The sequence below is a fragment of the Parachryseolinea silvisoli genome (assembly GCF_021190955.1).
Lineage (GTDB): Bacteria > Bacteroidota > Bacteroidia > Cytophagales > Cyclobacteriaceae > Ohtaekwangia > Ohtaekwangia silvisoli.
This window is the reverse complement of record NZ_JAIOAO010000001.1, coordinates 2,072,164-2,084,271: the sequence shown is the minus strand read 5'-3', so window position 1 is coordinate 2,084,271 and position 12,108 is coordinate 2,072,164. Positions and strand designations below refer to the sequence as shown.

12 protein-coding genes are annotated in these 12,108 nt (G+C 53.0%); 8 read left to right on the top strand and 4 right to left on the bottom strand.

All coding sequences use genetic code 11. The annotated features are described in order from the left end of the window. Positions 1-116 precede the first annotated feature (116 nt). Positions 117-335, top strand: coding sequence for a hypothetical protein (locus K7P01_RS08615; protein ID WP_267291874.1), 219 nt, complete (start codon positions 117-119; stop codon positions 333-335). Here K7P01_RS08615 and K7P01_RS08610 read toward each other — a convergent pair. Genes K7P01_RS08610 through K7P01_RS08600 form a run of 3 tightly spaced genes read right to left on the bottom strand, consistent with a single transcriptional unit; the run spans position 321 to position 3,211 of the window. Beyond that, positions 321-1,052, bottom strand: coding sequence for a LytR/AlgR family response regulator transcription factor (locus K7P01_RS08610; protein WP_267291872.1), 732 nt, complete (start codon positions 1,050-1,052; stop codon positions 321-323). The genes K7P01_RS08615 and K7P01_RS08610 overlap by 15 nt on opposite strands. Beyond that, the gene (locus K7P01_RS08605; RefSeq protein WP_267291870.1) at positions 1,018-1,821 is read right to left on the bottom strand and encodes a sensor histidine kinase; all 804 of its coding nucleotides are present in this window, start codon (positions 1,819-1,821) and stop codon (positions 1,018-1,020) included. Before K7P01_RS08605 ends, K7P01_RS08610 begins: the two co-directional genes overlap by 35 nt. Next, complete coding sequence (locus tag K7P01_RS08600; protein ID WP_267291868.1) at positions 1,814-3,211, bottom strand: sugar MFS transporter; 1,398 nt, start codon at positions 3,209-3,211, stop codon at positions 1,814-1,816. The genes K7P01_RS08605 and K7P01_RS08600 overlap by 8 nt, the downstream gene beginning before the upstream one ends. A gap of 592 nt (positions 3,212-3,803) precedes the next feature. Between K7P01_RS08600 and K7P01_RS08595 the strand changes: the two genes are divergently transcribed. Both K7P01_RS08595 and K7P01_RS08590 read left to right on the top strand, forming a co-directional pair. After that, entirely contained in the window at positions 3,804-4,310 is a 507-nt protein-coding gene (locus K7P01_RS08595; RefSeq protein ID WP_397311098.1) for a phosphoheptose isomerase, read from the top strand. 45 nt (positions 4,311-4,355) lie between these two features. After that, positions 4,356-5,495 (top strand): ROK family protein, encoded by a 1,140-nt coding sequence (locus K7P01_RS08590; RefSeq protein ID WP_267291864.1) that lies wholly within the window; start codon positions 4,356-4,358, stop codon positions 5,493-5,495. Positions 5,496-5,772: 277 nt separating this feature from the next. Here the strand turns inward: K7P01_RS08590 and K7P01_RS08585 are convergent, their stop codons facing one another. After that, a complete protein-coding gene (locus tag K7P01_RS08585) occupies positions 5,773-6,804 on the bottom strand; it encodes a LacI family DNA-binding transcriptional regulator (protein WP_267291862.1) in 1,032 nt (343 codons plus the stop codon). Between the two features lie 180 nt (positions 6,805-6,984). On the opposite strand from K7P01_RS08585, the gene msrB reads away from it, so the two are divergent. From msrB to amaB, 5 genes are all read left to right on the top strand, one after another. Then, positions 6,985-7,434 (top strand): peptide-methionine (R)-S-oxide reductase MsrB, encoded by a 450-nt coding sequence (gene msrB / locus K7P01_RS08580; protein ID WP_267291860.1) that lies wholly within the window; start codon positions 6,985-6,987, stop codon positions 7,432-7,434. A 61-nt stretch (positions 7,435-7,495) separates the two neighbouring features. Further along, the gene (locus K7P01_RS08575) at positions 7,496-8,167 is read left to right on the top strand and encodes an SGNH/GDSL hydrolase family protein (protein ID WP_267291858.1); all 672 of its coding nucleotides are present in this window, start codon (positions 7,496-7,498) and stop codon (positions 8,165-8,167) included. Positions 8,168-8,400: 233 nt separating this feature from the next. After that, positions 8,401-8,844, top strand: coding sequence for an Hsp20/alpha crystallin family protein (locus K7P01_RS08570; protein WP_267291856.1), 444 nt, complete (start codon positions 8,401-8,403; stop codon positions 8,842-8,844). Positions 8,845-9,025: 181 nt separating this feature from the next. Next, positions 9,026-10,459, top strand: a complete 1,434-nt coding sequence (locus K7P01_RS08565) for a trypsin-like peptidase domain-containing protein (RefSeq protein ID WP_267291854.1) — start codon at positions 9,026-9,028, stop codon at positions 10,457-10,459. Positions 10,460-10,536: 77 nt separating this feature from the next. Beyond that, the gene (amaB, locus tag K7P01_RS08560; protein ID WP_267291852.1) at positions 10,537-12,081 is read left to right on the top strand and encodes an L-piperidine-6-carboxylate dehydrogenase; all 1,545 of its coding nucleotides are present in this window, start codon (positions 10,537-10,539) and stop codon (positions 12,079-12,081) included. Positions 12,082-12,108 lie beyond the last annotated feature (27 nt).

Genomic DNA, 12,108 nt, shown 5'->3' with positions numbered 1-12,108 from the left:
ACACGCGTTGCCGGGCATGAGCGTTGTCGCCGGCAGAGAAATGTAATGACCGGGCCGAAATTTGTACCGACAGACCGGCAGTTGCGGGCAGGCACGATATTAGGAACGGAAAGGGTATGCACTACATGCCAAAAGATGATGCTGTTTTTCCTGAGAGAACTGCGGACGACCTGCCGAAAGGCGATGATTTGCGCGGTTTGCAAGGGGAAGAGCTGACGTGGGAAGAGACACCCGAGGAAGAGGACCTCGATGCCAGCGAGACCGACGACGATGAGGACGAAGGTGTTGGCGATGGCAACCTGGGCAAGAGCTCACCGGATCTATTGGAGAAATGATGAGCCGCCAGTGCGGCGCAGGAAAGCGGGGCGGAAATTTTCCGACAGGGAAAAGCGTCGAGGTTTGCCGTTGGGATCCGTGATCGTGGTCGTGATCTCGTCGTGCGTAAAGAACTGTACGAGCTTCATGGCGATGATCTCTTTTTTGTTGATCTGGCAGAAGCCTGCTTCGGGTAGCGCCTGCAATAATTTTTCAAACGATATGTTCTTGACCAGCATCTCTTCGCCGGTGTCGAGCAATACCAGTTTGTCGCGTTTGTCCAGTCCCGTGGTGATGTATTGCACCTGATCGAAGAATAACAGGCCTTTGCCTTTACTGGTGTTGAGTTGGATGTATTGTCGCTCGGCGGTATGGCTGGCGAGCTGTGTCTGAGCTTTGGCGATGGCCTTGGCGAAGCGGTCTTGCTGAATGGGCTTGCGCAGGTAGTCGATGGCGTCGAGGTCGAACGCTTCGGCGGCATACTCGCGGTAGGCGGTGGTGAAGATTACGAGCTTGCCCGTGAGCTGACGGGCGACGTCCAGGCCGTTCAAGCCGGGCATCTCGATGTCGAGAATGCAAAGATCGAAGGTGAGAGTGGTGCTTTCCTGTAAAAATTTTATCGGGTCGTTGAAGGCGCGTACAACGTCTACGTCGGGCACCTGCCCGCAGAGCACGCGCAGATAGGCAAGCGCGGGCAGCTCATCATCCAGCAGTATGCATCGCAGCTTTGTGGGCACGCAGGTCTATTTTCAAGTGAGCAATATAGACATCGTTCTCCACAAACTGATCGAGTGTAAAGTGTGTGCCGTATAAGATCTCCAGTCGCTTTTGCAGTGCTTCTTTGCCAAAACCGCCGCGCGCCTGTCGCAGGGGTGGTTTCGGGCTGATCTTGTTAGAGACGGTCAGGAGGAACTGGTGGTCGCGCAGCTCGAAGACAATGGCGATGAACGCATCTTCGCGTTGCAGGTCGGCATGTTTAAATGCGTTTTCGATCAGGTCGACGGTGATGAGCGGGGCGACGAGCTTTTGTTCGTATACCGGGTCGGTGGTGTCGATCGATTGTTTTACGCGCAGGTCGAACAGCGGGCTGAGTTTAAGCCGGTTGATATCGATGAGGCTGCTGGCAAAGTTGAGCTCTTCTTTGAGCGAGACAAAACGCTGGCCGCTGTCGTAGAGAATATAGTCGAGGACGTTGGCCAGTTTGTCCAGGGCAAAGTAGGTCTGGTACGCGTGCGACTGAATGGTGTTGAGGGTATTCTTAAACAGGTGCGGGTTGAGCTTGTACTGCAGGGAGCCGAGCTCGAGCTCGCGCAGCTTGGCTTCCATTTGCTGGTGGCGCAGCGCGCGGTCTTCAGGGTTCGGGTCGCCCCGGTGCAGCTGGGAGGATAACCGGTATACCGTCAGTCCCAGCACGGCCACCGCCGCGAGCAGGAGTACGAGTACTCCATACAATACGCCTGGTGCTATGGCCATGCCGGTGTTCACGACGGTAGGTGCGCTAGCCATGCGCACGTTGTTTTACTTCGTAGCCTTTCCATCCATAGTATGCAATAAAGAGATATGCCACGATCGGGAAGGCGAAGGCATGCTGGTAGCCGACGGCACCGATGATGATGCCCATGACCGGGGTCATGACGGCGCCGCCTACGATGGCCATGATGAGCAGGGACGAGCCCTGGCTGGTATATTTACCAAGGTCTTTGATGGCCAGGGTAAAGATGGTCGGGAACATGATGGAGTTAAAGAGGCCGATGGCCAGCACGGACCACATCGCTACCTGGGCGTCGCTGAAGATGGTTAACAGTAACAAGGCCACTACGAACAGAGAGAACACCACCAGAGTACGGGCAGGTGCCGAACGGCCAATCAGGAACGCCACGCAGTTGCCGACAATCAGGCCAAGCGTAATAAAGGCGACAGTGAGATCTTGTCTCCAATAAAACACTGCGGATACTGCGAGGATGGTGACAAGCCCCATGAAACTAAGCTTCTGGCCGATCGGTCGATCGGTCAGTGACACAGCACCGATAAAGCGGCCGACCATCGCACCGCCCCAATAGAACGATACATATGGACCACCGACTATTTCGTTGTAGCCCATCAGCTCGCCAAAGTATTTGATCAGGTAACTACCGATGGCCACTTCGCCGCCTACATACAGGAAGATGCCGATCACGCCGAGGTTGAGGTGTCTGAATTTTAACACGCCCAAACCTTTCTCGATGGTCTCGCCGGTAAACTTCGGCAGTTTCGAAAAGGCGATCAGCACGGCAATGGCCAGGAGGGTGCCCGCCAGAAATAGGTAAGGCGTTTTTACGGCGTCGGCCGTCATATGTTCTTTACCGCCCATGCTTTCGAAGATCAGCTTGGTGCCGATGATGGGGGCGATGGTTGTGCCGAACGAATTGAATGCCTGGGTGAGGTTCAGACGGCTGGACGATGTGGCGGCGGTGCCGAGCAACGCCACGTAGGGGTTCGCAGCCATTTGCAGGATGGTGATGCCGCTGGCCAGTACGAAGAGCGCCAGGAGGAAGACACCGTAGAGTTTTGATTCGGCGGCCGGATAGAACAGCGCGCACCCGATGGCGGCAGTGACCAGACCCATGATGATACCGTTTTTATACCCGATGCGCGCGAGCGGATCCCCCAGGTTTACAGAGATGAGGAAGTATGCAAGGGAGATAAAGAAGTAGGCACCAAAGAATGCCGACTGGATGAACCCGGCCTGCGCGGGCGTGAGCTTAAAGATGCCTTGCAGGTAAGGGATCAGAATGTCGTTCATGCACGTGATAAACCCCCACATAAAGAACAGCGTGGTGAGGATGATCAGGGGAATGGTGTAGTTGCCTTTGTTGTCGGAAAGCGTCGTCGTGGAGGTCGGTGCGATAGATGCCATAGTATTAAATCGTATTCGGAATCGATAATCCGGCCGACAATTTGCACTTTCTCCCGGTTTAAAAAAAATGACGGGGTGTTTCGGGAGGCTGGTTGCGATGTGAAAAGGGCCTTCTAAAAGGGCTGCTAAACCGATTAACGACCTAACCTATATTGTGGACGCGGTCGGCGACGGTTGGGCGAGCAGTGGGCCGGTTAATTGGCTGACATGCTGTATATTCGGTTACTCAATTGGCCCCGGGAACGTCTTCCCGAACAGCTGCGGCTGGTTGCATGACGTTGTGGTATTTATGCGATGGATAGGAGCGGGCGGAATTTTTTTTGATTGTTTAAGCGTCGGCCGGTGTGGTTGGCGTGGTTTGGATACGGCCGGAATGCGTGTGCGCATACACGGCATGATAAGGGACAAAATCGTTAGTTTAGGTTTAGTGAAAGGCTGGTGCGCGCCGTGCGCATCAGCTCTTTTTTTTGCCAGGGCAGGGGGGATGAGTGGAAAATAATTCGTTTGGGCTCTTTGCTAAATCGATTTATCAATTATTTTTGTAGTCCCTGCTTTATAACCCAAACCAGTAAACGAACGAAACGTGAAAAACATCAAAACGGTGAACGTAGAAAGAGCAGCCATCTTCCAGGAAGTGAACAAGTACCTGGAAAAGTCGGGCTTCAAGGTAGTAACAGAAGATCAAAGCCGGCCCTGGGGCGGTTTTTTTGTGATCGATGAAACACAGGCAGATTCATTCCGGCAGCTGTTTTTCCCGGAGGTAAATCTTCAAGATCTCATCATCAGTGGTAAGCTGAGCCCGAAAATTTTGCTGGTGGAGCCGCACAAGCGCCTCTCGTGGCAGTATCATTTCCGCCGCGCCGAGATCTGGACGGTAGTTGCCGGTACGGTGGGTGTCGTGACGAGCGAGACCGACGAGGAAAAAGAGAATCAAAGCCTGCCGACAGGGTCTATGATCCGCCTGAAACAAGGCCAGCGTCACCGCCTGATCGGCCTGGATGGCTGGGGCATTATTGCCGAGATCTGGCAGCATACGGATGCCGCCAATCCTTCGGATGAGCAAGACATCGTGCGTTTACAAGATGACTTTGGCCGCTAAGCGGGTAGTCCATTCCTGTAATCACCGATCAAGCAGACACTACGCATGAATATTTTCCACGACGATAGAATCGTACTGACGCTGGATGCCGGCGGAACCAATTTTGTGTTCTCGGCGATGCAGCGTGGCCAGGAGATTGTACCACCGATCACCCGGCCTTCGCAGGCACATGACCTCGACCTTTGCCTGAAGAATATACTCGAGGGTTTTCAAGCTATCAAAGATCAACTTCCTGCCGACCCGGTGGCGATCAGCTTTTCCTTTCCCGGTCCGGCTGACTATAAAAACGGGGTCATTGGCAGCCTGCCCAACTTGCCTGCCTTCCGCCATGCAGGTGGCGTAGCGCTGGGACCGATGCTCGAGGACTATTTTCAGTTGCCGACTTTTATTGCTAACGACGGCGACCTCTTTACCTATGGCGAGTCGATCGCCGGCATTCTGCCGCGCGTCAATGACAAGTTGCAGGCGCGGGGCGTTGCCAAAACCTATAGTAACTTGCTCGGCGTAACGCTCGGCACCGGCTTTGGTGGCGGCGTTGTGGTGAACGGCCAGCTGTGCCAGGGCGACAACTCTTCGGGCGGCGAGATCTGGTTGACACGCAACTTCCGCGACACGCGGTTGATTGCGGAAGAAGGTGCTTGTATTCGCGGGCTCATGCGTTTTTATTCTGATTTGACGGGGGCACCCACCACGCTCTCGCCGAAGGATATTTACGAAGTGGCCCAGGGACAGCAGGAGGGGAACCGGGCAGCGGCGCTGCAAGCGTTTGACAACATGGCGGCGGTTATTGCCGAGTCGCTGTGCAACGCCATCACGCTCATTGACGGGATCATTGTGATTGGCGGCGGTCTTTCGGGTGCTTACCCGCTGCTGGCGCCGCGCATCGTCTCTTATATGAGTGGCACGATCGCCATGGCTGACGGGACGGTATTGCCGCGGCTGGTGTCGAAGGTTTATGACCTCGAAAATCCGGAATCGTGCGAGGCTTTCCTGGATTATTCGCAAAATGAGGTGACAGTGCCCTTTTCGGGCCGTAAGGTTCGCCACAACCTGGACAAGCGGATCGCAATCGGTACCACCCATGTGGGGACGAATACGGCAATCGCCCTGGGGGCTTATGCCATTGCGCTTAAAAATTTATCGACAAATTCTGAACAGAATATTTTGCTAAATCGATTTATTTAGCTTATTTCGAGCATTGGGTTAATTGATTGGTATGCCGGCAGTCATTTTTTAAATGATTGCCGGTTTTTTTTCTGGCCTTACGTGCGCGGCCACGCTATTTTTTCCTCTCGCGCACTTGCTTGTTGCTCTTGCACTCTTCGTCGCGACGACTCACTTTGCATCAACATGCTATAAAAATAATCCCTGCAACGTGCAGCCTGCTGGTAGCAACACGATTCTGTGATAGTAACGTGATGAATTTCCGCGCCCGCAGCGTGGTGGGCGGGTACTATATAGATCAGGCTTTGCGCGCCGACGAGTCGCGTATGAGCAGCTGTGTCGGGAGAAATACGCCGGTGGGCTCTGTGCCTACTGGGGGCTCGCCCGAGGCGATGCGCTCGAGCAGGGTAGTGATGATCTGCTCGGAGATTTTTTCGATGGGCTGGCTGATGGCGGTGATAGAGGGCGAGTTCACGCGAAACAGGTCGTTGTCGTCGAACGCTACAACGGCCAGGTCATGCGGTATTTTCTTGCCCATTTTGGATATAGCCTCCAGCCCACGTATACCCAGGTAGTTGGTTCCGAAAAGAACGGCGTCTAGTCCGTTTTCCTGCGCCAGGTATTCTTTTACGCGGTCTACCAGAATGTCGTAGTCTTTGTGAAATGGTATAAAGTGCACGTGCTCTTGCAGGCCGTGGTCTTCTGTGGCCCGCAGGTATCCGCGCAGGCGGCCCTGCATTTGGGGCTGTTCGGATGCCAGGGTTATAAAGGCGATGTTGCGATAGCCCTGGGAGACCAGGTGCGACGTGCCGTCGTAGGTGCCCCCTTCGTTGTCGACCATAACAAACCCGGTAGGGATGTTGGCAAAATAACGGTCGAATAAAATGATCTGTGCGTCCTGGTTTACCAGTGCCTGGATGTCTTCTTCGATGCCGCTGGGCGCCGTGATGATATAACCGTCTACACCCAGGTTGTGGAACATTTTCAGAAACTCGCGTGCGCGCTTTTTGCTGTTTTCGGTGCTGCAGTATATGATCTTACAGCCGTGCTCATAGGCTTTGTCTTCGATGTGTTTGGCGATGGTGGCGAAAAAGGGGTTGGAGATATCTTCGACCATCAGTCCCAGAATGCGGGTTTTACCGGTGCGGAGGCTTTGGGCGAACTGGTTGGGAATATAGCCGACTTCGTCTACGAATTTTAGCACGGATTGCACGAGCTGGTCGCTGATGCGCTTTTCCTTTGCCTTGCCGTTGAGGATAAACGACACAGTCGTCTTCGAAATGCCCAACTGGGTGGCGATATCGTTGATCGAAATCTTATTCTTTTTCATGAAATGTAAACGGTTGTCGGTCGGTAAAAACGTCGTGTCGGGGCACGACGTCCTATATACATAGATCGTGAAAAGATACACAATTAAAAACTTCGGTGGGTAGTAATGCGAATGGGGGCTTTAAAGGCGGCCTTTCTTCGTTATTTAAACTATTTTTAGGTAGATCTACGTTACTATAGCATGAACTGGTCAGACGTACTCAACTATGCCGCCAAAGGCAACCTTACCCCCGACCGGCGGGTAGAGAAAACCAATGAAGAATGGAAAAAACTGCTCACGCCCGAGCAGTTCCGCATTACGCGGCAGAAAGGAACCGAGTTTGCCTTTACGGGCGAATATTGCGAGGCGCACGATCCGGGCCTGTACGCCTGCCGTTGCTGTGACACTCCGCTGTTTGACTCTCGGCGCAAGTTCGAGTCGGGTACCGGCTGGCCGAGCTTTGACGAGCCGGTGAAAGACAATGTCATAAAATACGAGGCTGACCGCAGCCACAGTATGGTGCGCGTGGAAGTGATGTGCAACGTCTGTGACGGCCATCTGGGCCACGTTTTTCCCGACGGCCCGCCGCCGACCGGCCTGCGCTATTGCATCAACTCGGCTTCGGTCAAGCTGGTAGAAGAGCAGGATTAGCAGAATAAGTGTTGACGGTGCGTTGTATAGCCTGTATATTGTACGGACTAAACAACGCACTATGAAACTCTTTCTCTCCGGCGTAGCCATGATTCTTGTCCTGGGCGCTTTTATGTCTATTCAGAAAACAAAACGCGTCATCTTTTTTGGTGATTCCATCACGCAAGCCGGCGTTCAGCCCGGCGGCTATATCACGCGCATTGGTCAACTGGCGACCCAGGCGGGCAGTGCGGCAGCTTTTGACTTTGTGGGGGCCGGTATCGGCGGTAATAAAGTATATGATCTTTATCTGCGGCTGGAAGACGACGTGCTGGCAAAGAGTCCGGACGTAGTGGTGATCTATGTAGGGGTGAATGATGTTTGGCATAAACGTTCTTATGGCACGGGCACGGATCCGGATAAGTTTGTGAGGTTTTATGAGGCACTTATTAAGAAGATCCAGGCGAAGGGGGCGAAGATCGTGCTATGTACGCCGGCGGTTATTGGTGAGCGGACAGATTCCAGTAATGAGCTGGATGGTGATTTGAATTTATACAGCCAGATGATTCGCGATTTGGCGAGTAAGAATGGGTTGCCGTTGGTGGATTTGCGAAAATCGTTTTTGGAGTATAATAAACAGAATAATGCAGGGAATAAGGAGTCGGGGATTTTGACTTCAGATCGGGTGCATCTTAACGATAAAGGGAATCAGTTGGTGGCGGATGAGATGTGGAAAGTCATTAAGGGACTGTAATACCCGAACCAGCATACAGTGAGGGCTCCGACTTGTCGGGGCTCTTATTATTTCCACTCATTTCGTCAGGAAGATTCTTTGCCAATAAGACAATATGTCTGTATTTTAATGCTAAAAGCCGCTGAAAGCGACATAATGTCATTAAAATAACCTGATTTCCGTGTTGGTATACTTTTCACTTATAGGTCTGTCAAAAGCAAATAAAATTGACAACCCATAAATTAAACAACACTATGAGCATCGTTCGTTATAACTCCTCGCTGCTGAATGATTATGCACCTGTTGCGTTCAGCCATTTGATCGACCGGTTTTTTAATGAGTCTGTTAGCCGTGCGGGTGGTTCCGCGTACTCGTTTGTTCCGAAAGTAGATATCGTTGAAAACGAGACGGCTTTCGAGATCAGCGTAGCTGCCCCTGGTATGAACAAAGAGGACTTCAAACTGGACGTGAATGAAAAAGTTCTGACGATCAGCGGTGAGCGTAAATTCACCAAAGAGAAGAAGGATAATAACTTCCGTTCGATCGAAACGCAGTACGGTACTTTTGGCCGCTCGTTCACACTGCCTGAAAATGTCAACACGGCAAACATCAGCGCGAAGTATGAAAACGGCATTCTTGAAATCACCCTGCCGAAGGATGAGAAGAAAGCTCTTAAAGCTACTATCAAGGTTAACTAAGCGAAGTTGAGGTTAGAAGGTGGAAGGTCTTCCCGCAAGGGGAGGCCTTTTTTTATAGCCTGCCTGTCGTACGTCGAAAATACTGTTGTTGTCAGACGAGTCCGCGAGCGAAATCCAGAAAAGAAGCTGTACCTTTCTGTACAGCATTTTTTCCGGAAGTAGCAGACTAAAACGGGCGGGTATGAAGCGATCTATTTTTGTCCTGGTAGTAATTTTGGCTGCCTGCGTGGGTGGCATGTTCGGGTCGATTCTGACGATCCGTTTATTCGATTTTGGTGTGGTGCCCTATCAGTCCATTGACGAGCACCAACAGCTTGTGCTGGCCAATAACCACGCGGCCGACACCGCCTATCGTGTGCCCGCCAGTCTAAACTTTCTGGCTACGGCAAAGAAAGTCACGTCGGGTGTAGTGCATATTCAAACTTCGTACGGTCCCGGCGAGTTTAGTGTCAATCCGCTGCAACATTACTTTGACGCGCCGGCGCGATCATCCGGTTCGGGTGTTGTCATTTCCGACGACGGTTATATTGTTACCAACTACCATGTTATTGAAGATGCGAGCAGCATGGAGATTGTCATGAATAACAACCAGCGGTTTTATGCCAAGCTGATCGGTGCGGATCCGACGACGGACCTGGCCTTGCTGAAGATCCGCAGCCGCAATCTGCCTTTCATTAAGTACGGCGACTCTGATCGCATCGTGCCCGGTGAGTGGGTGTTGGCGGTGGGTAATCCTTTTGATCTCAACTCCACCGTAACGGCGGGTATTGTTAGTGCCAAGGCACGCAACATCGGCATTCTGCGCGACCGCAGTAATCTGCAGGTGGAATCTTTTATACAGACAGATGCCGCGGTGAATCCCGGTAACAGTGGTGGTGCGCTGGTAAACTTGCGCGGCGAGCTGATTGGTGTCAATACAGCGATTGCTACTTCGTCGGGTAGTTACCAGGGGTATTCTTTTGCGATCCCCGTGAGCCTGGTGCGCAAGGTGGTGGACGATCTGTTGGAGTTTGGTCAGGTACAGCGCGGGCTATTGGGTATTCAGATCACGGATGTGAATGCGACCATTGCCGAGGAAATGGGGCTTGCGGTCAATCAGGGTGTATTGGTGAATCGTGTGAATGATGGCAGCGCGGCAGAAACGGCGGGGCTGGAGCAGGGCGATGTGATTATCGGTATCGACGGCCATGGAATCCAGGCGGTGTCGGAGCTGCAGGAATGGGTGGCCCGCAATCGTCCGGGTAAGACCATCCAGGTGGAGTACCTGCGCGATGGCGAACGTAAACAAGTAAAGGTGCGGTTGACCAATAACCAGGGCACGGAGGCGATAGAGAAACGTATGATCAATTATGATCTTGCCGGCGTGACGGTGGAGGATGTGCCCTATAAAGAGTTGGCCGGGTTGCAGCTCGAAGGTGGTGTGCGGGTGGCCAATGCTACGGGTAAATGGAAAGAAGCCGGCCTTCGCACGGGGTTTATCATTACCTATATTGATAAAATACCGGTTGATGATGTAAAAGACCTCAACGGCATTCTCGACTTCAAAAAAGGCGGCATTCTGATCGAAGGTATCTATCCTGGTGGTGAGGAGGGTGTTTACGGTGTCGACTGGTAAAAAATCCCCGCAGGGCGTGCTGCCGCGTAAATGCCGGAAATCGTTTAGCTTTGTGCAGCTCATCAAAAAGACCCTGCATGAAGAATTTTGGTATTAAAGAATCCCTCGCGTCTCTAGGCCTGAAGAAATCTAACGCGGGTACCTCTACGGGTACCCAGTGGCTCCGCAGCGCGGGCGTCGCGATAGAATCATTTTCGCCGGTAGACGGTAAACTTATTGGCAGCGTAACGACCACGGACGAACGTGCTTATGAACGGGCGCTGTCCACCGCGCACGAGGCGTTTAAAGCCTGGCGTAAATGGCCGGCCCCCAAGCGGGGCGATGTGGTCCGCCAGATCGGCGAGGCTCTGCGCGAATACAAAGAGCCCCTCGGTAAGCTTGTGTCGTATGAAATGGGCAAGTCTTTGCAAGAGGGGCTGGGCGAGGTACAGGAGATGATCGACATCTGCGACTTTGCTGTGGGACTCTCGCGTCAATTGCATGGTCTCACCATGCACTCGGAGCGTCCGAACCACCGCATGTATGAACAGTGGCATCCGATTGGTGTCGTGGGCATTATTTCAGCGTTTAACTTTCCGGTGGCGGTGTGGTCGTGGAACAGTATGCTGGCGTGGGTGTGTGGCGATGTGTGTGTATGGAAACCCTCGGAGAAGACGCCGTTGTGCGGCGTGGCGTGTCAGCAGATTGTAGCGGAAGTATTTGAAAAGAATGGCGTGCCGGAAGGTGTGTCGGTGCTTGTCAACGGTAACTATACTATTGGACAGTTGCTGGCGAAAGACGAGCGTGTACCGCTGGTATCGGCCACGGGTTCTACCCGCATGGGGCGCGCAGTAGCCCGTACGGTAAGCGAGCGCTTTGGCCGGGCGTTGCTCGAGCTGGGCGGCAACAACGCGATCATTGTCACGGAAAATGCTAATCTCGACCTGGCCATCCGCGGCGCACTCTTTGGTGCCGTGGGTACGGCAGGGCAGCGGTGCACGACCACGCGCCGGCTGATCATTCAAGACAGTGTATACGAGCAAGTGAAGGAGCGGCTGGTAAAGGCGTACGCGCAATTGAGCATCGGCAACCCGCTGGATCCGGCATTTCATGTGGGACCGCTGATCGACAAACAAGCCGTGAAGTCGTATCGCGATGCCTTGAAAAAGATCAAGGATGAGGGCGGTACGTTTGTGGTACCGGGCGGTGTGCTGAAAGGTAAAGATTACGACGAATCGGGCTGCTATGTAAAGCCGGCGATTGCCGAAGTGGAGGCTTCGTTTGAGATTGTACAGCAGGAGACTTTCGCGCCGATTTTGTACCTGATGCGGTATACTACGCTGGAGGAAGCAATTGATATTCAGAACGGTGTCAAGCAAGGGCTTTCCTCTGCCATCATGACAACCAGCCTGCACGATATGGAGCGGTTCCTTTCGCACGAAGGCTCGGACTGCGGCATTGCCAACGTAAACATTGGCACCTCCGGCGCGGAAATCGGGGGCGCTTTTGGTGGTGAGAAAGAGACGGGCGGCGGCCGCGAGTCGGGTTCTGATGCGTGGCGCGTGTACATGCGCCGTCAGACGAATACCATTAATTTTGGAAATACGCTGCCGCTTGCGCAGGGAATCAAATTTGATATTTAGACTTTTGTTTGCAAATCAGCATCAATA

Bases quoted from the DNA above. Each gene is read 5' to 3' on its own strand.
- msrB (WP_267291860.1), top strand. From the start codon at position 6,985: ATGAACTGGTCAGACGTACTCAACTATGCCGCCAAAGGCAACCTTACC.
- K7P01_RS08565 (WP_267291854.1), top strand. From the start codon at position 9,026: ATGAAGCGATCTATTTTTGTCCTGGTAGTAATTTTGGCTGCCTGCGTG.
- K7P01_RS08600 (WP_267291868.1), bottom strand. From the start codon at position 3,211: ATGGCATCTATCGCACCGACCTCCACGACGACGCTTTCCGACAACAAA.
- K7P01_RS08590 (WP_267291864.1), top strand. From the start codon at position 4,356: ATGAATATTTTCCACGACGATAGAATCGTACTGACGCTGGATGCCGGC.
- K7P01_RS08615 (WP_267291874.1), top strand. From the start codon at position 117: ATGCACTACATGCCAAAAGATGATGCTGTTTTTCCTGAGAGAACTGCG.
- amaB (WP_267291852.1), top strand. From the start codon at position 10,537: ATGAAGAATTTTGGTATTAAAGAATCCCTCGCGTCTCTAGGCCTGAAG.
- K7P01_RS08570 (WP_267291856.1), top strand. From the start codon at position 8,401: ATGAGCATCGTTCGTTATAACTCCTCGCTGCTGAATGATTATGCACCT.
- K7P01_RS08605 (WP_267291870.1), bottom strand. From the start codon at position 1,821: ATGGCTAGCGCACCTACCGTCGTGAACACCGGCATGGCCATAGCACCA.
- K7P01_RS08585 (WP_267291862.1), bottom strand. From the start codon at position 6,804: ATGAAAAAGAATAAGATTTCGATCAACGATATCGCCACCCAGTTGGGC.
- K7P01_RS08575 (WP_267291858.1), top strand. From the start codon at position 7,496: ATGAAACTCTTTCTCTCCGGCGTAGCCATGATTCTTGTCCTGGGCGCT.